Source organism: Staphylococcus sp. aM (assembly GCF_052975125.1).
The window spans coordinates 945,032-967,375 of sequence record NZ_CP121447.1 but is presented as its reverse complement, the minus strand read 5'-3'; the positions used below and the strand labels follow the sequence as shown (position 1 = coordinate 967,375).

At 31.3% G+C, this 22,344-nt stretch carries 26 protein-coding genes; 7 read left to right on the top strand and 19 right to left on the bottom strand.

Annotated elements, in window-relative coordinates; translation table 11 throughout:
- Position 1 precedes the first annotated feature (1 nt).
- The 6 genes from P7F85_RS04745 to P7F85_RS04720 all read right to left on the bottom strand — a co-directional run bounded on the left by P7F85_RS04745 (position 2) and on the right by P7F85_RS04720 (position 4,658).
- The gene (locus P7F85_RS04745) at positions 2-1,510 is read right to left on the bottom strand and encodes an ATP-binding cassette domain-containing protein (protein ID WP_002466103.1); all 1,509 of its coding nucleotides are present in this window, start codon (positions 1,508-1,510) and stop codon (positions 2-4) included.
- 14 nt (positions 1,511-1,524) lie between these two features.
- The gene (locus P7F85_RS04740) at positions 1,525-1,839 is read right to left on the bottom strand and encodes a YfhH family protein (protein WP_015364863.1); all 315 of its coding nucleotides are present in this window, start codon (positions 1,837-1,839) and stop codon (positions 1,525-1,527) included.
- Entirely contained in the window at positions 1,817-2,635 is an 819-nt protein-coding gene (recX, locus tag P7F85_RS04735) for a recombination regulator RecX (RefSeq protein ID WP_002466116.1), read from the bottom strand. Before recX ends, P7F85_RS04740 begins: the two co-directional genes overlap by 23 nt.
- 172 nt (positions 2,636-2,807) lie before the next feature.
- Complete coding sequence (sgtB, locus tag P7F85_RS04730) at positions 2,808-3,617, bottom strand: monofunctional peptidoglycan glycosyltransferase SgtB (RefSeq protein ID WP_002466157.1); 810 nt, start codon at positions 3,615-3,617, stop codon at positions 2,808-2,810.
- Between the two features lie 234 nt (positions 3,618-3,851).
- Positions 3,852-4,370, bottom strand: coding sequence for a type 1 glutamine amidotransferase domain-containing protein (locus tag P7F85_RS04725; RefSeq protein WP_015364861.1), 519 nt, complete (start codon positions 4,368-4,370; stop codon positions 3,852-3,854).
- A 126-nt stretch (positions 4,371-4,496) separates the two neighbouring features.
- Positions 4,497-4,658, bottom strand: coding sequence for an SE1561 family protein (locus tag P7F85_RS04720; RefSeq protein ID WP_001830395.1), 162 nt, complete (start codon positions 4,656-4,658; stop codon positions 4,497-4,499).
- 232 nt (positions 4,659-4,890) lie between these two features.
- Between P7F85_RS04720 and yfkAB the strand changes: the two genes are divergently transcribed.
- Positions 4,891-6,033 carry a radical SAM/CxCxxxxC motif protein YfkAB gene (gene yfkAB, locus P7F85_RS04715; RefSeq protein WP_002466151.1) on the top strand — a complete coding sequence of 381 codons (1,143 nt, stop codon included), beginning with the start codon at positions 4,891-4,893 and terminating at the stop codon, positions 6,031-6,033.
- Positions 6,034-6,152: 119 nt separating this feature from the next.
- Here yfkAB and P7F85_RS04710 read toward each other — a convergent pair whose 3' ends face one another.
- The 3 genes from P7F85_RS04710 to P7F85_RS04700 are packed head-to-tail and all read right to left on the bottom strand — an operon-like array spanning position 6,153 to position 8,199.
- On the bottom strand, positions 6,153-6,683 hold the full coding sequence (locus P7F85_RS04710) for an acyl-CoA thioesterase (protein WP_002452295.1): 531 nt from the start codon (positions 6,681-6,683) through the stop codon (positions 6,153-6,155).
- A gap of 58 nt (positions 6,684-6,741) precedes the next feature.
- Positions 6,742-7,983, bottom strand: coding sequence for an aminopeptidase (locus P7F85_RS04705; protein WP_002466147.1), 1,242 nt, complete (start codon positions 7,981-7,983; stop codon positions 6,742-6,744).
- A gap of 12 nt (positions 7,984-7,995) precedes the next feature.
- Positions 7,996-8,199, bottom strand: coding sequence for a DUF1128 domain-containing protein (locus tag P7F85_RS04700; protein ID WP_002466135.1), 204 nt, complete (start codon positions 8,197-8,199; stop codon positions 7,996-7,998).
- 146 nt (positions 8,200-8,345) lie between these two features.
- Between P7F85_RS04700 and P7F85_RS04695 the strand changes: the two genes are divergently transcribed.
- From P7F85_RS04695 to P7F85_RS04685, 3 genes are all read left to right on the top strand, one after another.
- Positions 8,346-8,810 carry a low molecular weight protein-tyrosine-phosphatase gene (locus P7F85_RS04695; RefSeq protein ID WP_002466141.1) on the top strand — a complete coding sequence of 155 codons (465 nt, stop codon included), beginning with the start codon at positions 8,346-8,348 and terminating at the stop codon, positions 8,808-8,810.
- A gap of 6 nt (positions 8,811-8,816) precedes the next feature.
- Positions 8,817-9,101 (top strand): YtxH domain-containing protein, encoded by a 285-nt coding sequence (locus P7F85_RS04690; protein WP_002466132.1) that lies wholly within the window; start codon positions 8,817-8,819, stop codon positions 9,099-9,101.
- A 217-nt stretch (positions 9,102-9,318) separates the two neighbouring features.
- Complete coding sequence (locus P7F85_RS04685) at positions 9,319-10,554, top strand: YihY/virulence factor BrkB family protein (RefSeq protein WP_002466159.1); 1,236 nt, start codon at positions 9,319-9,321, stop codon at positions 10,552-10,554.
- Between the two features lie 58 nt (positions 10,555-10,612).
- On the opposite strand, the gene vraR is transcribed toward P7F85_RS04685, so the two are convergent.
- From vraR to map, 5 genes are all read right to left on the bottom strand, one after another.
- Positions 10,613-11,242 carry a response regulator transcription factor VraR gene (vraR, locus tag P7F85_RS04680; protein WP_002466112.1) on the bottom strand — a complete coding sequence of 210 codons (630 nt, stop codon included), beginning with the start codon at positions 11,240-11,242 and terminating at the stop codon, positions 10,613-10,615.
- A complete protein-coding gene (vraS, locus tag P7F85_RS04675; RefSeq protein WP_002466111.1) occupies positions 11,232-12,275 on the bottom strand; it encodes a sensor histidine kinase VraS in 1,044 nt (347 codons plus the stop codon). Before vraS ends, vraR begins: the two co-directional genes overlap by 11 nt.
- Positions 12,272-12,973, bottom strand: coding sequence for a cell wall-active antibiotics response protein VraT (gene vraT, locus P7F85_RS04670; protein ID WP_002466140.1), 702 nt, complete (start codon positions 12,971-12,973; stop codon positions 12,272-12,274). The genes vraS and vraT overlap by 4 nt, the downstream gene beginning before the upstream one ends.
- A gap of 14 nt (positions 12,974-12,987) precedes the next feature.
- A complete protein-coding gene (locus P7F85_RS04665) occupies positions 12,988-13,374 on the bottom strand; it encodes a DUF2543 family protein (RefSeq protein WP_002466133.1) in 387 nt (128 codons plus the stop codon).
- A gap of 143 nt (positions 13,375-13,517) precedes the next feature.
- Positions 13,518-14,273: a type I methionyl aminopeptidase gene (gene map, locus P7F85_RS04660; RefSeq protein WP_002466104.1), complete on the bottom strand. Its 756-nt coding sequence runs from the start codon at positions 14,271-14,273 to the stop codon at positions 13,518-13,520.
- Positions 14,274-14,439: 166 nt separating this feature from the next.
- Here map and P7F85_RS04655 point away from each other — a divergent pair, with 166 nt between their 5' ends.
- Positions 14,440-15,426: an FUSC family protein gene (locus P7F85_RS04655; protein WP_031464159.1), complete on the top strand. Its 987-nt coding sequence runs from the start codon at positions 14,440-14,442 to the stop codon at positions 15,424-15,426.
- A gap of 67 nt (positions 15,427-15,493) precedes the next feature.
- Here the strand turns inward: P7F85_RS04655 and P7F85_RS04650 are convergent, their stop codons facing one another.
- Both P7F85_RS04650 and P7F85_RS04645 read right to left on the bottom strand, forming a co-directional pair.
- Positions 15,494-16,219 carry a lipid II isoglutaminyl synthase subunit GatD gene (locus tag P7F85_RS04650; protein WP_002466154.1) on the bottom strand — a complete coding sequence of 242 codons (726 nt, stop codon included), beginning with the start codon at positions 16,217-16,219 and terminating at the stop codon, positions 15,494-15,496.
- Complete coding sequence (locus P7F85_RS04645; RefSeq protein WP_046464270.1) at positions 16,219-17,532, bottom strand: lipid II isoglutaminyl synthase subunit MurT; 1,314 nt, start codon at positions 17,530-17,532, stop codon at positions 16,219-16,221. The genes P7F85_RS04650 and P7F85_RS04645 overlap by 1 nt, the downstream gene beginning before the upstream one ends.
- Positions 17,533-17,725: 193 nt before the next feature.
- On the opposite strand from P7F85_RS04645, the gene ftnA reads away from it, so the two are divergent.
- Both ftnA and P7F85_RS04635 read left to right on the top strand, forming a co-directional pair.
- Complete coding sequence (gene ftnA / locus P7F85_RS04640; protein ID WP_002466148.1) at positions 17,726-18,226, top strand: H-type ferritin FtnA; 501 nt, start codon at positions 17,726-17,728, stop codon at positions 18,224-18,226.
- 221 nt (positions 18,227-18,447) lie between these two features.
- Positions 18,448-19,002 carry a 3'-5' exonuclease gene (locus P7F85_RS04635; protein ID WP_002466136.1) on the top strand — a complete coding sequence of 185 codons (555 nt, stop codon included), beginning with the start codon at positions 18,448-18,450 and terminating at the stop codon, positions 19,000-19,002.
- A gap of 32 nt (positions 19,003-19,034) precedes the next feature.
- On the opposite strand, the gene dinB is transcribed toward P7F85_RS04635, so the two are convergent.
- From dinB to rlmD, 3 genes are all read right to left on the bottom strand, one after another.
- Positions 19,035-20,105: a DNA polymerase IV gene (gene dinB, locus P7F85_RS04630; protein WP_002466110.1), complete on the bottom strand. Its 1,071-nt coding sequence runs from the start codon at positions 20,103-20,105 to the stop codon at positions 19,035-19,037.
- A 141-nt stretch (positions 20,106-20,246) separates the two neighbouring features.
- A complete protein-coding gene (locus P7F85_RS04625; RefSeq protein WP_002466107.1) occupies positions 20,247-20,789 on the bottom strand; it encodes a DUF3267 domain-containing protein in 543 nt (180 codons plus the stop codon).
- Positions 20,790-20,944: 155 nt separating this feature from the next.
- Positions 20,945-22,306 (bottom strand): 23S rRNA (uracil(1939)-C(5))-methyltransferase RlmD, encoded by a 1,362-nt coding sequence (gene rlmD, locus P7F85_RS04620; protein WP_002466102.1) that lies wholly within the window; start codon positions 22,304-22,306, stop codon positions 20,945-20,947.
- Positions 22,307-22,344 lie beyond the last annotated feature (38 nt).

The window sequence follows — 22,344 nt, the reverse complement described above, 5'->3', positions numbered from 1 at the left end:
CCTACAATTCAATATATATCCATTTATTATCTTTTAAATCAGCAATAAAGTAACCATCTCCTGATTTACAAATCCAAATATCCTTTTTGATATTAAACTTATCTTTGAGCTCGCTTTTATCAACAATCGGAATGACAAATCCATTTAATTGATTCTCATCATTAAATAGCATTTTAATCGGTTGTGATGTAATATCAGCCACAAAACGATTATCATCTTCAGGTACTAGTGATTTTTTCACAGAATCATGGTCTTTATGTAAATGGCTGTTAAAATAATCCACATATTTACTGTAATTGGATTTAATAAATGGAGACAATGTTTTAAAACTATGTTTTTCATATAAACCTGCTGGATTAAAGTATTCTAATTGATTCTTAGCTATAGTATAACGTTTACCACTAACATCAACACGATAATTTTTACTGTTTTCACCATCAATAGTCACGACACTGTATTTGGGCAAAGTTAAATTGCTTGAACCAGAAAGTTTACTACTGCCCTTTAATGCAATTCCGTAAGCCAATTTATCCTCATATGTATCTTTTGATTGTGATTGAAGTGTAGCTTGGTTATTTTCAGGTACGTTAACAATGCCTAAATTATTCAATATAAATATGCCCATTAGTGCTAAACCTAAAATAAAGCTAACCATTAAAGTCCAAAATCTTACCAAGAATACCGGTGGTTTCGCATGATTATATCGTTCAATTCGTTTAAAATTATAAGTCATTTCTGGCATTCTTGTTCTACTTTTTTTCCAATCGAGATCAAATGATGCAAGTTCTTCTTTTGATTCAATACTTTTTCTATCTTTTTCATGCTCTTTAAAGGTAGGAATAACTTGATTAACAGAGCCTTCCATACGAATTTGACCATGAGAAACCCATGTAATATAGTTACTTACTTGTTCTATTTTATCAATGTCATCATCGATGAAGACCATTGTTTGATTATTATCTATGTATTCATTAGATAGTTCAACTGCTCTATCCATAAATGTTTCATCTAAATATTGAAGCACATGATTTAAAATGATGATGTTAGATTTGCATGATCTCGCCACGCTTAATAACAATTGCGCAAATTCCTGTTTTGACATTTTAGAAATAACTTGTTGCTCATTTACATGAGCATATTGTATAACTTGATCTGCTTTATGATTTGATATTTGATAAGGAAATAGTTCAACGATATGAGTGACATAATCCTTAACAGTTTGATGAATCATGCGTCTATCTTCGATATCTCCATAATATATATGATCCAGTTGTACTAATTTACCTTTATCTGGTTCGATAGATCCGGATAACAACCTTCCTATTAGCCTTTTTGATGAACCTGGTTCTCCAATAATACCTAAAGATTCTCCTTGGTATATATGTAGTGAAATATTATTTAAATCAATGTCTTCTGCGCCGTAACCAAAAGGTAAGTACCATTTTTTAGTTTTTTTGTTTCTATAATAGTGAGTGACTTTCAGTAACTTTAAAACGATTGAACTTCCCATTTTATTTCATCCTTCTACAATTTTAATAATGCAATTGGTAATCCTTCTTCGGGTTCACTACTTTTAATTCTGAAGCCCCAAGCAAATATACCTTTCAGTCTTTCTACTTTAAAATATTGATCACTACCATCATTTAATTGATAAATACGGCCTAACTCAATTTGGTTACGATCAACAAGGTAGCTTTCTGCTACAATGACTTTACTTTGATAGACGTCATATTCATTTAAAATACCGTTCATTTCTGCTTTTCTCATTTTTTCTTTATATGTTTGAATTTCATGTCTTAATTCTTGTTCAGACATCTCACTCAATTTCTTCTGTTCCATGTTCGATACCACTTTCTTCTAATTTAGATTTAATTTTATCATATTTATAGCCTTTTCTCATAAGCGTTTCTATCGTTTTTCTAATAACTTGTTGACCTTCATATTTTCTTTGTTGCTTGTTATATACTTTTTCTAAATCTGTTTGTAACATATAATCAAGTTGGTCTTCGTCTTCTGTGAAATCTAATTCATCCATAGCTTCTTTAATTCTTTCCATCGTATACCCTTTTTGCATCAATGATTGCATGACTTTTTGTTTTAGCTTAGACGTCGGACCTTTTTTAGTTCGTATTACTTTATTCACAACTTTAACTATATCCTCTAGTGGCTGCTGTTCTAAATAAATTTCTGTATATTGGTCAATGATATTAGGTTCTATACCAGCTTGATACAACTTTTGCTTATATATTTCAGGACCTTTATCAGTTGTATTAATCATTGTATTTTTTAAACTTTCTGCATAGTCATCATGGTCTATTAGTTTTTCTTGGTAACAATAATCTATGACTTGTTGAATTGCCCCTTCAGAAACTTCGTTTTTTAATAAATGCTGTCTAACTTCTTTTTCAGTGCGTTTTCGATATGATAGAAATTGAATTGCATCATTTAAACCTCTACGATAATGATCATGCTTTTGTATTTGTTCCATATCTGAGGGCTCTAGTATTTGATCTTTCTTTAAATTAAATTTAACTAAAGTATCAATATCAATGCCCATTTCAAACTCGTTATCAAGATATAGATTAAATCTTTCTTTATTTTTCTTTTGAACTTCTAACTTAGTGATTTTAGGCATCATACACCTCCACTTGCGTATTGTATATTACATATTATGACATAGTTTGATGATTATCTAAAAACCATTGCTTTACAAAAAAATAAACACCCTATCAACTACACAATATTAGAACATCATTTACACATTACTGTAATTGAGTCAGTTTATATTGCGCGTGATAGGGTACTTTTTAGTTACCTAATTGTGCCATTGCTTCTTCATATTGTTCATCAGAAATATAATGAAGTTGCTTCATCTTTTCTAAGTTTGTTTTAACTCTATTTATAAAATTATCAGACATATCTTCGATATTATAAACACTTGGTGCATTGACTTTACTAGCTAATATAGCACTTTGCAATACACTAATTTGCTTTAAGTTTTGATTGTTTTTGTTAGTAGTTGCACCGAAATAATGATTGGCTGCACCTTCAACCGTATATTGATTATCACCAAAATATATATTATTTAAATAAAAACTTAGTATTTGGTTTTTATCATATTGTTTCTCAACTTTGTGTGCAACAAATAATTCTTTTAATTTTCTTGTAAATGAACGTTCATTATCGTAATAATAATTTTTAACAACTTGTTGTGTAATCGTGCTACCACCTTGAACATCATGATCACTTAATGTTGAAAATAATGCACGCGAAGTACCCTTAAAATCAAATCCATGGTGCTTATAAAATCGTTCATCTTCTAACGAAATAAATGCACCTCTTACATATTCAGGCATTTGATCAGCAGCAACGTAATCATTTTTATTTTCTATCGATTTTAAATCATCTACATTAGCTCTAGAAGACATAAAATACATTAATCCTAAAAATAGAACAATAATAATTGTTAATATGATTAAAATTCTTAAAAAAATACGTTTACTTTTTTTCTTTTTAGGTGGTTTTCCTACTGGTTGATAATAAGTATTATAGTGAGGTTCACGCATATCTTGTTGATACGTTTCATTCGATTGTGCAAATCTATCGCTTCTTTTCATGCATTTGCTCCTTTACTTAAACTCACTGTTATAATGTGAGTTTACCAGTAGTTAAGAGGATTAGCTATACTTTATCTTAAAAATCAGTCCCAGGGTGTACTTGATTCTATACGTTTTTACTTAAAATTGTCAAAAAAATGATTATAACTTCTGATCATTAATATTTAAATTCTATAAACAAAGCCTGTTGAAATTAATCAACAGGCTTTTGTGAACTCTTATTAAACTCATAAATTAGTCTTCTAGTTGTTTAACAATTTCTCTGTTAAAATCATCTAAATCATCTGGTGTACGACTCGTTACAATGTTGTTATCTACAACTACTGATTCGTCTACAACATGAGCACCCGCATTAGATAGGTCTTTTCGAACATTTAATACTGCTGTTAATGTTCTACCATTTAAATCATCAGTATCAATTAATACTTGAGGACCATGGCAAATTGCGAAAGCAGGTACATCATTTGTTGTGAAATATTTAGCAAAAGTGCCGTATCTACCTTCTGCATCACCACGTAAATGGTCTGGTGCAAATCCACCTGGTATTAATAAACCATCGTAATCTTCTGGTTTAGCATCGGCAATACTTACTTGAACTGTTGCTTTTTCACCATGTTTACCTACAACCTCTTGGTTTTCGTTATCTCCAACAATAACAGTTTCAATGCCAGCATTTTCTAATGCTTCTTTAGGGCTTGTTAATTCTATATCTTCAAATTCATCTGCTAAAATAATAGCTACTTTTTTACTCATAATGTAATCACCTTTCTATTGTTCGATTATATTTATTACTTTCACTCTTTTAGGTGAATTTAAACATCATCTAACAATTGAAAAATAATCGTCACTAAAGTGTCACTATTATTAATTACCTAATAATTATTTTGAAACTTGTTTCACTTTTTCTTCTAATTGGTCTAATAATCCAATCCACTCATCAATGTCTTCAACGCGTACTTCATCAGGGTTTACGTGATCAATATCTTCAATAAATTTGTTTAATCGTGTTTTAATTTGGTCAATCGTTTGTTGTTCACTCATATTAAATAAGCGCTCCTTTGATTTGTTTTTTTGATAATATCATCCTAACAGAATTTGACAAAAAGGGATATAATCTTAATAATGTTTACTGTACTTTTTACAAAATTTAAAGAGCAAGACTTGGTAAAAGTTAGATATACATATATTTTGTAATGAACAAATACATACTAATGATTTACATTTTTTCACATCTAATTTTATACTAACGTCTCCTCTTTTAGGAGTAATTATCATGTTAACAACTAATAAACAACCTATTTCAATATATAACGATCCTTGGGAAGCCTATAATGATGTCATTGATAATGGGCAACTTACTTTAAGCAATATAGAGTTTACAACTACTAATTTATGTAATATGAGATGTAGTCATTGTGCGGTTGGTTATACACTTCAAACAAAGGACCCCGAACCCTTACCCATGGATATTATATACCGTAGATTAGATGAAATACCAAATTTACGTACGTTATCAATTACAGGTGGCGAACCCATGTTCTCAAAAAAATCCATCAAAAATGTTGTTAAACCATTATTAAAATATGCACATCAGCGTGGGATTTACGTTCAAATGAATTCAAATTTAACATTGCCACAAGATAGATATCTAGATATCGCTGAGTATATCGATGTGATGCATATTTCTCATAACTGGGGTACTATCCAAGAATTTACAGATGTGGGATTCGGTGCTATGAAAAAACAACCACCTTTGAAAGCGAAACTCAAACTATATGAACAAATGCTTGATAACGCTAGCACGCTCTCTGAGCAAGGTATGTTCGTTTCCGCAGAAACAATGTTGAATCAAAGTACTTTACCCTATTTAAATAAAATCCATCAAGAGATTGTGAACGATATGAAATGTAGTCGCCATGAAGTACATCCAATGTACCCTGCTGACTTTGCTAGTTCATTAAATGTGTTGTCATTAAAAGAAATGAAAGAAGCAATACATCATTTATTAGATATTAGAAACGAAGATACATGGATGCTTTTTGGTACATTACCTATTTATCCATGTATTAATGACGAAAATGACCAACTTTTATTACAACGATTAAGAAATGCTAAAAACGTTACGATGCGAAATGACCCAGATGGTCGTAGCCGTTTAAATGTAAATGTATTTACAGGTAATGTCATTGTTACTGATTTTGGTGATGAAAATGGTACTATCTCTAATATTCAAAAAGATAAACTGACTGATGTTTTTAATCAATGGCTCAATTCTGATTTAGCACAATCACTCAACTGTCATTGTGCTGAATATCAGTGCTTAGGACCCAATGTTTTAGTGAAAAATATGTACTACCCTAATACAGATTTCAGAGAAAATGAAAAAGCAATGCATGCTAAACATATTTTCTCGTAACGCCTAATTTGTATAGCATTTTAATTTAAAACAGATATAGCTTAAAATAAAGTACCTCTATCTCAATGTGTTTCAATGCATTGAGATAGAGGTACTTTTATTATGAATTAATTTAAGTATTATCTTTCAATATGTTGGATTTTTGATAAATACTCGATTGTATTTTTGCTTTCATCACGACGTTCTTTGCGACGGGCCACACGTTGTGGCGCAGTTTCATGGAACCATTTTTCAACTTTATCTTCTGGATAGACTTGAGGTACTTGTGTTGGTTTACCACTTTGGTCCAATGCAACGAAAGTTAAAAAGCTGAGGGCAGCTAATTTTCGTTCACCTTCGAACACATCTTCAATAATAATTTGTACACATACCTCCATTGAACTACTACCTGTGTACGAAACCATCGCTTCATATGATAAAATATCCCCATTTTTAATCGGTAGTAAAAAATCAACAGAATCTGTCGATGCTGTAACAACTGAGTTACCAGCATGTTTCATTGCAGTAATTGCTGCAATTTCATCAACATTAGCCATTAATGTACCACCAAACATTGTATGATGATGATTTGTATCTTGTGGGTAGACTTGTCTAGACTTCAAACTTTTAGATTCTGACATTGCTTTTTTAGTCACTTGTTGTTTTGCCATTCATATCTTCCTATCTCTTAATGAATTTTGACTCCTCATATTTTATATAACATGATGTTTAGTTTGCCCAATTACCATTTTCAAATACGAGTTCTTTTGTATCATCTTCTAATATGCCATAAATAGTTAAATCTGCACTTCCAATCATAAAGTCTTCATGCACATTTGAATCATTTAAACCACTTGCAATTTTTTCTTCGGTAGTCATTTCTGTCCCACCTTCAATATTGAACCCATATGCTGAACCTATTGCTAGATGACAAGATGCATTTTCATCAAATAACGTATTATAAAAGATTGTATTACGATTAGAAATTGGTGAATCATCTGGTACTAACGCAACCTCACCTAATCGTTTAGCACCTTCATCTGTATCCAATAAGTCTCTTAACACATCTTCACCTTTATCTGCTTTAAAATCAATGATTTCTCCATCTTTGAATGTCAATGTAAAGCCATCAATAATATTACCATTAAAACTTAAAGGCAATTTATTTGTCACATATCCATTAACGTTGTTTCTATCTGGTGCAGTGAATACTTCTTCAGTAGGTATATTAGCAATAAAAGCCTGTTGATCACCATTGACATAACTAGTCGCATCTTCCCAAATATGTCCTTTTGGTAAGCCAACAACTAAGTCTGTACCTTCTGATAGATAGTGTAATGCTTTATATTGTTTTTTCTGCAATTTATCAGCATGCACACTTAAATTCTTGACATGAGATTGCCAATTTTGAATCGGATCGTTACCATCAACTCGTACAATATCAAACACTTCATCAACAAAAGTTGTATATGCGTCTTCCACTGATTTATCAGGATAAACGCGTTGTGCCCAAGCTTTAGATGGAAATGCTGCTACGACCCATGGAAATTGATTCTTTTGACTCGCTTCCATATAACCTTTATACGCTTTTGAATATTGTAATTGATATGCTTTTAATTTACTTGCATCGATACCACTTAATAAATCTGGATCTTCAGTTAAAATTGCTAGATTTGCAGCCCCTCTTTTTACAAAGTCCATTCTAGCTTCAACATCATATGACTTAACGTCGTTATTTTCAAAGTGGTCTAGAGATTCATGTTCAAATTTTAATAGTTTTAAACGTGGATCAGCATACTCAACTCTTACATCTGAAGCACCAGCAATGTATGCCTCTTCAACGACTAAATGAGTCAGTTCCAATGCTTCAACTGATGATCGAATAAATACGGGTTGCTTATCTTGGACATTCATCCCTACTCTAACTAATAGCTGTGCATATTGTCTTAATTTGTCTTGATAGTTACTCATTTAGGTTCCCCCTTATTGTCGTAATTGTCCTAGTGCATCTGCAATTGCAGTGACTTCGCTAGGTGAAAAAGAATCTTTTGAAGTGACAAATTGGTGAATTTCTTTAATTTCATCATGATTTGCCTCTTTAAATTTATCTGGATCGATAAGTGCTTTATTGACAATATTTAATTTTTGTCTAATCTCAGTAATCATCTCTTCATTAGATAATGCCACGCGTCTCACCTCTTTATATTAGTAATCATATTCTATCAAACTAACATACTTTATGGAACTTTAATAGAAATTGAAAAAATTTACTTTCTAATTGTTTGAAGAACCATTAAAATGGGGATATAATTACATGGTTTGGAGGAATCAATATGGTAGACGTTGCTTTTGTATGTCTTGGAAATATTTGCCGTTCTCCAATGGCTGAAGCTATCATGAGACAAAGACTTCAAGACAGAGGCATTAAAGATGTTCAAGTACATTCTCGTGGCACTGGAAAATGGAATTTAGGAGAACCTCCACATGAAGGTACTCAAAAGATTCTTAATGAACATCAAATTCCTTTTGATGGTATGATTAGTGAGCTATTTGAACCAACAGATGATTTTGACTATATTATTGCAATGGATCAAAGTAATATAGAAAATATCAAAGCAATTAATCCTAACATTCAAGGACAATTGTTCAAACTGTTAGAATTTAGTAATATGGAAGAAAGTGATGTACCAGATCCATACTACACAAACAATTTTGAAGGTGTATATAAAATGGTACAATCATCTTGTGATCATTTAATTGACTACATCGTAAAAGATGCAAATTTGAAAGAGGGGTAAAAAATTATGGAAAACAAATTCATTCCTGGTGTATTATTAGGCGCTGTTATCGGTGGCGCAGCAACATTAGCTGATAAATCAACTCGTAATTCATTAAAACAATCATTCTCTAATGTTAAAGAAGGCAAAAAATCTCAAAAACCTTCTAAAGTGAGTAGCATTAAAGATGAAGTAATGTACTGGAAAGATGTTATCGAAGAAATTCGTCGTAACAATCCAGAATTAGAACGTTCTATTAAAGATGCTAAAGACACATTTGTTAATAGAAAAAATGAACGTATTGGTAAGTAATGGAATGCCAAATGGGCAATTTTATTGAATATTGGCTTTATAGCCAATGAGTAATCTAGCTATATAAAATAGTGAAATACTTCTAATATTATTGTCCCACTCCATTAATACGGGGGTGAGTTTAAGAATTCATTTCCAAATGAGTTCTTTCTCACTCCCTTTCTTTACAACTAATCATAAATTAAAATTCGATGTCAAAGGACTAAAGGAGATTGTTATGTCAAAGAAAGAAAAAACAAGTTCCAAATTCCTTAACTCTGCAAAAGAATACGAAGAGCATAAGGATGACAAAAATAGTGATAATAAAATTAAAGTAGACCGTACATATATTGAACCACAGGAGTTTCAATCTAAGGAACCTAAGAAAGATAATCAAGTTTTCTTCTTATCAAGATTAAACAAACCTGCTAAATATACAAAGAATTCAAATTTCTTTTCATATTTAGTTTATCGAATTGGTAAAGATGATGCTTCAGGTTTAGCAGCACAAATGACTTATCATTTCGTTCTTGCGATGTTCCCTATGTTGATTTTCTTATTAACATTGTTACCATTCTTTAATATTGAACAAAGCCAAATTACTAGCATGTTAAGCAGTGCACCATCTGAAACATCATCAATCATAAAAGGTGTTATTGGCGATGTAACGAAGAACTCAAGTGGTGGCTTACTATCTGTCGGTTTGATCTTAGCAATTTGGTCAGCTTCAAACGGTATGACAGCAATTATGAACTCATTTAACGTTGCTTACGATGTTGAAGATAGTCGTAACGGTATTTTACTAAAACTTCTAAGTGTTGTATTTACAGTAGTAATGGGTGTTGTATTTGCTATCGCAATGGCATTACCAACATTAGGTTCTGCAATAAGTCATTACTTATTCGGGCCATTAGGCTTAGATTCTGAAGTGAAATGGGTATTCAATTTAATAAGAGTGGTATTACCACTTATCATCATTTTAGTTTTATTTATTGTGCTATATTCAGTTGCACCTAATGTAAAAACAAAAATCCTATCTGTATTGCCAGGTGCTATTTTTACTTCTATCATTTGGTTACTAGGATCATTTGCATTTGGTTGGTATATTTCTAACTTTGGTAACTATTCTAAAACGTATGGTAGTATCGCAGGTATCATTATTTTATTAATTTGGTTATACTTAACAAGTTTCATCATTATTATAGGCGCAGAAATCAATGCGATTATTCACCAACGTCATGTAATTAAAGGTGAAACACCAGAAGAAGCAGCATTGAAACATGATGATAACAACCAAAACCATTACAACGAAGATACAACTTATGAATATAATGATCATCGTGAAATTGGTAAAGATGAAGATTATAATATTGATAAAGATGCTAATGACAAGTATCAAGAAGATCAAAGTACAATGAAAGATAAAATTGTTAATAAAAATAAAAATAATGATTCTGAAGATAAACATTCTTAATCATAAAATTAAAGGCCAAGTGGAATTGATAAACATCATCCACCTGGCCTTTTTATAATTATTGAATTAAGTTATGTTGGAAAGCATAAATGACTGCTTGTGTTCTATCTTGAACTTCTAATTTACTTAGAATATTACTTACATGTGTTTTAACTGTTTTTATTGTAATGTGAGATGCACTAGCAATCTCTTGATTGGAGTAACCTTTAGCAATTAACAATAAAATTTCCATTTCTCTTTCTGTTAACATTTCATATAGCTCAGCGCGTTTTTTCATTCTGTTACGCATTTTAACTAATACTTCTGGTTCAAACACCGATTCACCATTGTATGTTTTACGAACCGCTTCTGCGATATCACTAGCACTTGTAGTCTTTAAAATATAACTATCTACACCAGCATCTAAAGCTCGATATACTTCTTTATCTTCAATGAAACTTGTAAGCATTACTACTTTGATGTGAGGTAAATCCTTTTTTATTTCTGTTGTCGCTTCTACACCATCCATATCATCCATCAGTAAGTCCATTAGAATTAAATCTGGTTGTAACTCGTGTGCCTTTGCAATTGCATCTTTCCCAGACTCTCCTTCTCCCACTACTTCAATGTCAGATTGTGTTGATAAGTAACTTGATATACCTATTCTAACCATCTCATGGTCGTCTACAAATAATACTTTAATCGCCATACGAATCCTCCTTGTTTAATGGTGCTTTAACTTCAATACGTGTACCAGAGTCTGGTAACGATACGATATGGAAGGTAGCACCAATTTCTAGTGCACGTTCACGCATATTCTTTAATCCATAACTTTGTTCAAGTTTCTCATCTACATTAAAACCTTTACCATTATCTTGTATACGTAAAAGCAGATAATCTTGCTTATTAAATAATTCAACCGTTACTCTTGTGCCATTAGAATGTCTCAATGTATTTGAAATTGCTTCTTGTGTAATTCTGAATAAATGATCCTCAATTCCTTTTGGCACTTTAAATTCTTGAATTTCATGCACTACTTTCATTGGTACTTTCTTTTGAAGGTCAATGACTAAATCTTTAATACCTTCACCTAATGATTTATCTTTTAATCCTAATGGTCTTAAATGAAGTAACAATGCTCTCATCTCTAGTTGTGAATCTTGGACCATCTTTTCAAGTACGGGTATTTGTTGATCTAATGGTGGTTCTAACTGTGTTTCTTTTATTGCAGATAACATCATACTCGCAGCGAATAATTGTTGGCTTACAGAATCATGTAATTCTCTAGCTAAGCGTTGTCGCTCATCTTCAATAATCTTTTTAACTTTAACATCATTCATATTGTAATTTTCGTTAGTTAAATTTTGTGTTTTCATTCTTAATCGATGTAACTCTTGATTTAACGGGACAAGTGTATGATATATTTCTAACGTCTCGCTATACAATTCAATATTTTGATCATTAATTCCAACAGTTTCCCCTTCAATTGATCGCTCAATTTGAGTTTTAATCCAATCATTCTGTTGATTAATTTTATATGCTAGAACTGATCCAACTATAATACATAATAATATAACTATAATATTTAAAAATAAGAACACTGGAATACCGAAAATTTGTGTATAAAACATTCCTTGAAAGTAAATGATGTTGACAAAAACTTTATCAATAAATAAGAACGCCGTTAACATACTATATATCAATATCAGCATTGACCCAATAGCTCTTATATAGTGATTCATCTATATATCACCTCTAGGTCACCAATAAATGTTGATACATAGACATTAACCGTATAATTTTCTTCTTTTGTCTTCTCTTCAACATGAATATTATTATTCTCTATCTTATATGATTTTTCATTTATATTTGCTGAACCATAAAATGCAGTAGCATGGATATTAATATTATAATTTAATGGCACAATCACTTGAACTTTACCTAATATATGTCTCACAACAATAGTATTGTTATCTTTAATATTCGCGGCTTTAGTCAAATCGATATGAATATCTCCAATTCCATGTTGGATTTGAACATCTTCCCACTTATATACATATACTGGTGTACGTTGCTCACCAAACCATTTCTGCTTAATAAATGCTGGCGATGTAACTTCTTCTTCAGTTGCTGTTACTTTTAAAGGTTTAAATTTATAAATTAAGTACCTTACAATTAATATCAATAAAAATATAAACAAAATGATAATCGTATATTTATTAGATAATAAGGTGAATGCAATTAATAAAGTACCAATCCAAAAGGATAACAAACCTCGTACTTTATGAAAGTAAATATATCCTACATAGACAAGTACACATCCTAAAAGTAAAACGAGTAAAAATCCTATTTTTTCAAAGAATATATAATAAAAATTAGCAATAATCATTAATGCTGTAAAAAATATCAACAATTCTGTTGATATATATTTATGTGTCATGATTCGCCACCTTTCTATGCCACAGCACTCATATAATGAATTAAATGACATTCTTTTTCTATAGTCATTTTCTCTTTTGCTTGTTCACTTATTTTAGACTCAATTTGAGCACAATACGCTTCAATTTGATTTAAATTATTTCTTAATGACGCAATTTCATTATCATGTACCTCTTCTGCACATCTAATATTATATAAATCTGCGATATCTATATATTTATTTTCTAATGCTAAAGAAATACTGTCAATTAACTTTTTGAGTTGCATTCGCTTTTCACTTAAATAAGCTATATACTCTTCAATATCTTTCAATTTTTTGTCTAATTTCATTTTATAATCATCAATATTGTATCGTAATGATGTTTTAAATATTTTATTTAAGTAAATCTCCATGTAATTCATAGAACCACCTCGCCCTTGATTAGGTTCTATTATAAAACAATTCCGAAACCATCAGTAATAGGCTCCGGAACCATATCTTGTTAGTCCTTTAGTCTTAGTCTAAGTAAAATGAATAACTTTACTATCTAAAGGAAGAATATACTTTAATCTTCAATTTTAGTTGTTAATAAAGGACCCTCTTTGGTAACGATAACAGTATGTTCTATTTGTGCAACATAGCTTTTATCTCTTGTTTCAAATGCCCATTCATTTTTACCTTCAGTCACAAATGTTGCTTTAGATGAAATAAATGGTTCTACTGCAATAACAAGTCCTTCTTTTAAAAGTGTTTTATCTTTAGGATCATAGTAGTTCATGACATGATTAGGTGCTTCATGTAATGATTGACCAACGCCATGACCTGTTAGATTCTTAATAACTGTTAAATCATTTTGACGTGCTGTTGCATGCACAGCTTTACCAATATTACTCAATTTTGTACCTGGTTTTACTTTAGCCATTGCATTTTCAAATGCCATTGTTGCAACGTCACAAACTTTTTGTTTCATTGGATCACTTGCTTCACCTACCACAAATGAAATGCCAGTATCTGCATAATACCCATTTTTCAATGCTGAAACGTCAATATTAACTAAATCACCTTCACGAATCACACGTTTTCCAGGTATGCCATGTGCCACTTCTTCGTTGACACTGATACATGTCTGACCTGGAAAATTCTCATCATGAATTGGCGCTGAAATCGCACCATGTTCTTCGAATAAAACTTTAGCAATATTGTCTAACTCTTTTGTTGTAATACCTGGTTTAGTTTCAGCTTGCATTGTGTCTCTTACTTTTGCACAAATATAGCCAATTTCTTTTAAAGCTTGTAATTCCTCATCTGTTTTTACAATCATTTTTATCCCGTTCCTTTTTATTTATTATTCTATCTTATTATAGCAAAAATTTTTTGATATACTAAACATGAATGCATAGAAATGACTTTATTTTGTTTGATTAAGAAAGAGAATTTGTAAAAGCGTAAATCGTTTTAAAAATTCCCTTTTCAAGGGGGACAACATTTTGAATGAAAAATGGTATAAAAATCTCATTGGTGCACGCACTATCAAGACAGGTTTAGCTACATTTTTTACAACTGTCTTTTGTATGCTATTAAATCTCACACCAATATTTGCCATATTAACTGCTATAGTAACAATAGAACCTACTGCTAAAGCCTCAATTAAAAAAGGCTATCACCGTTTACCTGCTACAGTTATTGGCGCATTATTTGCAGTTATATTTACATTTATATTTGGCGACCAATCGCCATTTGCTTATGCATTAAGTGCAACATTGACGATTTTAGCTTGTACTAAACTCAATTTGCAAGTAGGTACGACAGTAGCAGTATTAACGTCAGTTGCAATGATACCAGGTATACATGAAGCTTATGTATTTAACTTCTTTTCACGTTTATTAACTGCCTTAATTGGATTAGTTACAGCAGGTCTAGTCAATTTTATGATTTTACCACCTAAATATTATAATCAGTTAGAAGATCATCTTTATGACTCTGAAGAAAAAATGTACGCATTATTTAATCAACGATGTCATGAATTGTTACTTGGTCGATTTCAGTCTGATAAAAGTAATAAAAAGATTATTCAAATCAGTAATTTAAACCAGAAAATCGATATGCTAACTGGGTATCAACGTGATGAGCTCACATATCATCAGAACAAGGCTGATGATTGGAAAAAACTAAATAAATTAACGAATAGAGCTTATACTAATCGATTACTGATGACCCATTTAGCGAACATTATTTATTTACCTAAAGATGCACACGTATTCTTTACACCTGAAGAAAAAATGGCGATTCTAAAAATTAGTACAAGTATTAGCCAAATTCTATGTGATGGTACATTTAAACGTGAACGAAAATCCGCTTCAACACTAAAATCATCAGTGAAGCAGCTAGAAGAATTTGATCAAAATCAGATTAAAAGTCACCTTATTTATGAAATATTGTTAATCTATAAAATATTAGATCATCGTTATGCTTAAGGTGATGTCAAATATAAGAAAGAAGAGGTTGCGACTCGTTATAAAAGTCGCAACCTCTTCTTTTAAATTATTTACTTTTATTTGCACGATCTATTAAAACTTGTTTGGCAGCTTCTTCTTCAGTATTATCTATTTCTTTTGGTTCAAATGGTATACCTTTTCTTTCACAAGCTTTTTCTAATAAATAATCTGTAACTTCATGGTTTTTAGGTAAGATAGGACCATGTAGATAAGTTCCTAGTAAATTCTTATAGTGGATACCCTCTTTACAATCCGTATCATTATTACCATAACCATGTGTCACTCGACCTAGGGTACCAAATTGGTGATAAGTTCTTCCCCCGTGATTCTCAAAACCAACAATTGTTCCGAACGTATCACTTTCGATAATGATATCACCAGTTAATCGATCTTCTCTAGATTCAGTATAGAAATCTAAAATACCTAACCCATCTAATTCTGTACCATCTGGTGTAATATATTTAGTTCCTAAAAATTGGTATCCACCACAAATAGTTAAACCAGGCATTCCATCCTCAATAGCTTCTTTTAATGGAGTTTTAATTTTACTTAATTGTTTTGTAGCAAGTGATTGTTCACGATCACTGCCACCGCCAATAAAGAAGATGTCACAATCATCAAATGTTACACCCTCTGTTTCATTAATTTCTACCACATTCACTTTAATATTTCTTTTTTTGGCTCTTATTTTTAAGGCAATAATATTACCAATATCACTATATAAATTTAATTTATCGGACATAAAATGATATATCGTTAATTCGTGCTTCATTATGATTGTCCTCCTTCAAAAGAACGATTCAATTGTTCTAGCATCGGTGATAATGAAGTATAGTTCGGTATCGCTACTGTAAACCCTGTAAAGTCTATTGTTTTAGCAGTTGCTTTATATATATCCCTTTCAAGAATTACAGGTACATCCACTTCAGCTAATTTTAATCTTAGTTGTAATTCTTCAGCACGATTACCTGTAACAATAATTGCTTCAATATCTTGATGACTCAGTTTTTCAAAGTCTGCATCATAAATCCATGACGTATCTCTTCCATCTGCAGCATTATCATTTAAACTAATAACATATACTTTACGTTCTTCTAATTGCTCGCCAACTGATAAACTTGCATTCATTCCTGCTGGATTTTTAGCTAAGTTAATCATCGCTTCTTTTTGATTTAAAGAAAAATACTGCATACGGCCATTGTCAGATGTATAAGTTTCAAATCCTTTTTGAATAGATGCATCATTTAATCCTAATTCTCTTAACACAGTATAGGCTGCAAGCGCATTGTATGCATTAAAATCACCAGCAATTTTCATATTAAATGTGGCATTTCCTATATTTAATTTTAGGAACGGTGATGTTTCGAAGGAAGATACTTCATATTTAGGTTGTTCACGTTTGAAGCCACATTCACAATGATAATGACCAATTTGATTATAATGTATGTAATCATATTTAAGTAAACGACCACAATTTGGACAATATCTACTTTCATTCATTGTACTTTGTTCAAATTCATGAGCATGTGCTTTCATACCATAGTAAATACGAGTCTCACTTGCTATTTTAAGTCGACTTACAAATGGATCATCTGCGTTTAATAATAGTTTTATACCTTTATCACTAATTGATTTAGCAATATTATTTACCATGATGTCTATTTCACCAAAACGGTCCATTTGGTCTCTAAAGAAGTTTGTAAATACCATCATAGATGGCGTTACTTCTTTAAGTACTCTCGGTATCGATCCTTCATCTATTTCAATAATAGCGATTTTAGTTTGCTTTGTTGTTTGCATAATGAAGGCAGATGTAATACCTGCTGCCATATTGGCACCTTCATTGTTATGAATAATATCAATTTGATTAGCCTTTAATGTATGTCCAATTAAGTTAGATGTTGTTGTTTTACCGTTTGTACCACTTATGAAGACAATATCATCAACTTGTTCTGATAATTTTCTTAATATATTTTGATCCACTCTACGTGCGATTTGACCTGGTAAGTCAGTTCCATTTTTACCCACGGCTCTACTTGCCTTGCGCGCTAACTTCGCTAAATGGGTTGCAGTCCATTGTCTCATTTGTTTCCTCCCTATTACTATTCACTCGCATAATTATAACATGCAGAGGGTATAACTAAAAAGATTCTCAATTAAAAAGATAAAAATGCACTCCAGATTATAATAATTATTATTTACGAATGAGAATAAGTTTGTTATACTCATTTTAGTCAACAGAGAAAGAAAATGAAAATTTTCATATGAGGTGAATATTATGTTAAACAAAGAATTATTAGAAGCATTAAATGAACAAATGAATCACGAGTATTTTGCTGCTCACGCATATATGGCAATGGCATCTTATTGCGATTCTCAATCATACGAAGGATTTGCAAACTTCTACATTCAACAAGCTAAAGAAGAAAGATACCATGGCAAAAAAATCTATGATTATATTAACGATCGTGGTGGACATGCGAAATTTACTGCATTACCAGCACCTAAAGTAGATTTTAGTTCTATTTTAGAAACATTTAAAGACGGTCTAGCTCAAGAGCAAGATGTAACAAAACGTTTCTACAATTTATCAGAAATCGCACATAAAGATAAAGATTATGCTACAATTTCATTCTTAAACTGGTTCTTAGACGAACAAGTCGAAGAAGAATCAATGTTCGAAACTCATATCGATTACTTAAATCGAATTGGTGATGACTGTAATACTCTATATTTATATGAAAAAGAATTAGCTACTCGTACATTTGACGAAGAATAATTTAAAATAACTCTTTAAATCATTGATTAACAACAGAGGGACTGTCAATTAACCTAATAAGTTAATTGGCAGTTTTTTTCGTGAAATTTCAAAAATCATTTTTCAAAACACATTCCCTAATTAGAATGTTTATAGATGTTAACCTTTTCCCTTTTACTATCCATTATAGCTTTGATATATTAAAATATATTTTATGATCTTTGATAGAAAGGAGCGATACAATGAGCGAGAATGCATTTGTCGCACTAGACTTTGAAACTGCTAATGGAAAACGTACTAGCATATGTTCAGTAGGTATGGTTAAAGTAATAGAAAATCAAATTACAGAATCCTTCCATACTCTAGTCAATCCAAATGATTATTTTTCTGAACAAAATATTAGTGTACATGGTATACATCCAGAAGATGTAGCATCCTCTCCAAATTTTTCATATGTATATCCCTATATGATGCAGTTTATCGATCAACTTCCAGTCGTGGCGCATAATGCTGCATTTGATATGAATGTACTCCATCAAAGTATTCAAGCCATAGGGTTAGAAACACCTCATCTTACTTATTTTTGTTCATATCAATTAGCAAAAAGAACAGTACAATCACATCGCTATGGCTTAAAACACATGATGGACTATTATCAACTTGATTTCCATGGGCATCATGACGCGTTGAATGATGCGAAAGCTTGTGCAATGATCACCTTTAGATTATTAAAACATTATGATGATTTACCAAGCATGCTCAATATCTATGGTAAAGATTTAAAAGATAAAGGCTAATAATGTAGACATTATCTTACATTACTAGCCTTTTATATAAAATCATATATAGTCATATTGCGATATGCTGATTGCTCTAGGTTACCTACTGTAACACCTATTAATCGTATAGGTACATCAGGATCTTTCAAATCAGTATAAAGTGAATAGGCAATATTATAAATATCTGTTTCTGAATTAACAGGATCCCTTAAACTGGTTTGCTTTGATAACGTCTCAAATTGATAGGTTTTAATTTTCACCGTCACAGTTTTACCTGATTTTTGTAACTTATTTAATCTTTCCGCCGTTTTTCCAGATAATTCCCAAACCTTTCTTAAAATCTCATCATCATCATTAACATCTGTTGCAAAAGTACGTTCTGTTCCTACAGATTTTCGTATTCGGGTCGATTTTACCTCATTATGGTCAATACCTCTTACTTTATTGTATAAACCCCTCCCTCTTTTTCCAAACAAACGTATTAATTCAAATTCATCCTTATTGTATAAGTCTTGACCATTAAAAATTTGATTATCATGCATGACCTTTTCCGATGCTTTTCCAACACCTGGAAATTCACCAATATCCAAATTCATTAAAATGTCATGTACATTATTATAATCTATTACTGTGAGGCCATTAGGCTTATTCATGCCACTTGCCAATTTCGCTAAAAATTTATTATAAGATACCCCCGCAGACGCTGTTAATTCAGTTTGTTCTAATATATCTCTTCGTATAAAATTAGCTATTTTAGAAGCTGGTAGATCAGGTCTCACTAAATGTGTAATATCTAAATAAGCTTCATCTAAAGATAAGGGCTCTACAATTTCAGTATAACTGCGAAATATGTCCATAATTTTCTTAGAAGCTTCCCTATAAGCATCAAAGCGACTCGTTACATAATAACCATTAGGACATAGTTTATGTGCTTGTGACATGGGCATGGCAGAATGCACACCATATTTTCTAGCTTCATAAGATGCAGTAGAAACGACCCCTCTGTTACTTGCCTTTCCTCCAACAATTACTGGTTTCCCTTTTAGTTTCGGATTATCTCTCATTTCAACTTGCGCAAAAAAGTAATCCATGTCAATGTGAATAATTCTTCTTTCTTCCATTATTTCACCACACTTTCACTTTTAGTATTATCTTACTTTTATTATAAAATGTATGACGACGATTCACGAATTTCATGCTTTTAAATTAAGGCATTAAAATAAGCCATCTTCTCTTTTAAGAAAGATGACTATAATGATTGACTATTCTTGATTCATTTGACTAGGTTTGTGTTGATATAGATATAATCCTTCATCATATTTTTGAATATATTTAAAATTACTGGCAAGTGCTAACGACACTAATAAAACATCAAGCACGCAATAGCCAATATGGATACTAAACATAAATATCAACGAGGAATATGCATAAGTCTTAATTAGTACAAGTAAAAGTGAACTTATTAATACAAGAGGCGCTAACATGATTGTGCTAAATTGCCATCTGTTAAAGCAAGTTTCAGTAAATTGTAATAACATTGTTCCCTTTTTATATTTCATTTTAGGCTTTTCACCTTTAGAAAATAAAATAAATAATACACGATGTATCAACTCATGAATAATTAATAAAACTAAAAAGCCAGCAAAACCATAAACTAAGTTCATAACAATATTTTGTTCTATAATATGTGTCACGGTATAAGCCCACTTATATGTAAATAATATGACAAACATAATTAAAACAATTTGCATTAATACAAAGCGACGAATATTAATTTTATGTGGAAACAAATCAATTTTATGCACAACCAACCCTCCATTTTTCTCTAAAATCAACTTTAGTATACATTGTTTAGGATTGATACTAAAGGTATTTTCAAGAAAGTAAGTTGCTTGTAATATAATTTTAATAATCGTCTTGTTTTAGCAATCAACTTCTTCAAATATCTCGACAAATGATATTATTTTCTTTCAAATAATGCCACTGTTTCAATATGTGTTGTTTGCGGGAACATATCAACAGGTGTAATTTCTTTTAAATCATACTGATGATTAAGTATGTGTGCATCACGTTGTTGTGTAGACGGATTACATGATATATATACAATTCGTTTAGGATTAAGTTCTAATATTGTTTCTAAGAACGTTTCATCGCAACCCTTTCTTGGTGGATCGACCATAACAACATCTGGTCTTATTCCTTCTGCTTTCCATTTTAGAATAACTTCTTCAGCTTTCCCACAGACAAAAGTTGTATTTTCTAATTGGTTTTTAGTCGCATTTTGATTTGCATCATTAATTGCTGAAGGTACTACTTCGACACCATATACGTGTCGAGCATTTTCAGCCATGTATATAGCGATTGTACCGATACCACAATATGTATCAAGTACAATTTCATCCCCGGTTAATTGGGCATAATCTAATGCTTGTTGATATAATTTTTCTGTTTGATGTGAATTGATTTGATAGAACGATTGATCACTTATATTGAAAGTGACTTCACTTAATTGATCTTCAATTTCTTCTTCACCATAAAGCGTAATAGATTGAGGCCCCATTATCACATTTGAATGTGCATCATTAATATTTTGTTTAATACTTGTGACATTAGGATATTTTCGAACTAGTGCATCCACCAGAGATTCAGCTTGTTTGAACGCCTTACCATTGGTCACTAATATAATCATTAATTGATTCGTGTAATGTCCTGTTCTCACTACTAAATGACGAAGTAATCCTTTTTTAGTTTTTTCATTATAAACGCTTATATTTAGCTCAGATATCAGTTGTTTTAGATCGTTCATCACTTGTTGATGTTGTTGATCCTGAATTAAACAACTTTCCATATCAATGATGTCATGACTTCGTTGTCGGTAAAATCCCATTATTGGTTGCTGATCCTTACTTAAACCAACGGGGATTTGTGATTTGTTTCTATATCGCCAAGGGTCTTCCATACCAACAGTATCTTTGATAACTGTATTTGTAAATTTTGCTTTTCTGTGAAATAAATTAACCACCTGTTCTTTTTTCATATTGAGTTGTGCTTGATATGACATATGCTGAAGTTGGCATCCTCCGCATTTGTAATAATATATACATGGTGGCTCTACTCGAGCATCACTTTCAGTAATCACTTTTATTAATTTTCCAATTGCAAAGTTTTTCTTTACTTTAATCACTTTATACTCAATCTTCTCATCTATTAACGTATTTGGGATAAATATCGGATATCTATCAATTTTTACAACGCCATGGCCTTCATGTGTTAAATCTACAACCTGGCCTGTTAGTACATCATTTTTCTTCAATGTTTCCACTTTATTTCCCCCACATATAAAAAGGTTAGGACATATCA

Excerpts from the sequence above, each read along its gene's own strand:
- vraR (WP_002466112.1), bottom strand. The coding sequence starts at position 11,242 with ATGGCGATTAAAGTATTATTTGTAGACGACCATGAGATGGTTAGAATA.
- P7F85_RS04705 (WP_002466147.1), bottom strand. The coding sequence starts at position 7,983 with ATGAGTAACTATCAAGACAAATTAAGACAATATGCACAGCTATTAGTT.
- P7F85_RS04745 (WP_002466103.1), bottom strand. The coding sequence starts at position 1,510 with ATGGGAAGTTCAATCGTTTTAAAGTTACTGAAAGTCACTCACTATTAT.
- yfkAB (WP_002466151.1), top strand. The coding sequence starts at position 4,891 with ATGTTAACAACTAATAAACAACCTATTTCAATATATAACGATCCTTGG.
- P7F85_RS04645 (WP_046464270.1), bottom strand. The coding sequence starts at position 17,532 with ATGAGACAATGGACTGCAACCCATTTAGCGAAGTTAGCGCGCAAGGCA.
- P7F85_RS04725 (WP_015364861.1), bottom strand. The coding sequence starts at position 4,370 with ATGAGTAAAAAAGTAGCTATTATTTTAGCAGATGAATTTGAAGATATA.
- P7F85_RS04710 (WP_002452295.1), bottom strand. The coding sequence starts at position 6,683 with ATGGCAAAACAACAAGTGACTAAAAAAGCAATGTCAGAATCTAAAAGT.
- vraS (WP_002466111.1), bottom strand. The coding sequence starts at position 12,275 with ATGAATCACTATATAAGAGCTATTGGGTCAATGCTGATATTGATATAT.
- map (WP_002466104.1), bottom strand. The coding sequence starts at position 14,273 with ATGATTGTAAAAACAGATGAGGAATTACAAGCTTTAAAAGAAATTGGC.
- ftnA (WP_002466148.1), top strand. The coding sequence starts at position 17,726 with ATGTTAAACAAAGAATTATTAGAAGCATTAAATGAACAAATGAATCAC.
- P7F85_RS04685 (WP_002466159.1), top strand. The coding sequence starts at position 9,319 with ATGTCAAAGAAAGAAAAAACAAGTTCCAAATTCCTTAACTCTGCAAAA.
- recX (WP_002466116.1), bottom strand. The coding sequence starts at position 2,635 with ATGCCTAAAATCACTAAGTTAGAAGTTCAAAAGAAAAATAAAGAAAGA.
- dinB (WP_002466110.1), bottom strand. The coding sequence starts at position 20,105 with ATGGAAGAAAGAAGAATTATTCACATTGACATGGATTACTTTTTTGCG.
- P7F85_RS04650 (WP_002466154.1), bottom strand. The coding sequence starts at position 16,219 with ATGAAGCACGAATTAACGATATATCATTTTATGTCCGATAAATTAAAT.
- P7F85_RS04695 (WP_002466141.1), top strand. The coding sequence starts at position 8,346 with ATGGTAGACGTTGCTTTTGTATGTCTTGGAAATATTTGCCGTTCTCCA.
- sgtB (WP_002466157.1), bottom strand. The coding sequence starts at position 3,617 with ATGAAAAGAAGCGATAGATTTGCACAATCGAATGAAACGTATCAACAA.
- P7F85_RS04740 (WP_015364863.1), bottom strand. The coding sequence starts at position 1,839 with ATGGAACAGAAGAAATTGAGTGAGATGTCTGAACAAGAATTAAGACAT.
- P7F85_RS04665 (WP_002466133.1), bottom strand. The coding sequence starts at position 13,374 with ATGAATTACATGGAGATTTACTTAAATAAAATATTTAAAACATCATTA.
- P7F85_RS04690 (WP_002466132.1), top strand. The coding sequence starts at position 8,817 with ATGGAAAACAAATTCATTCCTGGTGTATTATTAGGCGCTGTTATCGGT.
- P7F85_RS04635 (WP_002466136.1), top strand. The coding sequence starts at position 18,448 with ATGAGCGAGAATGCATTTGTCGCACTAGACTTTGAAACTGCTAATGGA.
- P7F85_RS04720 (WP_001830395.1), bottom strand. The coding sequence starts at position 4,658 with ATGAGTGAACAACAAACGATTGACCAAATTAAAACACGATTAAACAAA.
- vraT (WP_002466140.1), bottom strand. The coding sequence starts at position 12,973 with ATGACACATAAATATATATCAACAGAATTGTTGATATTTTTTACAGCA.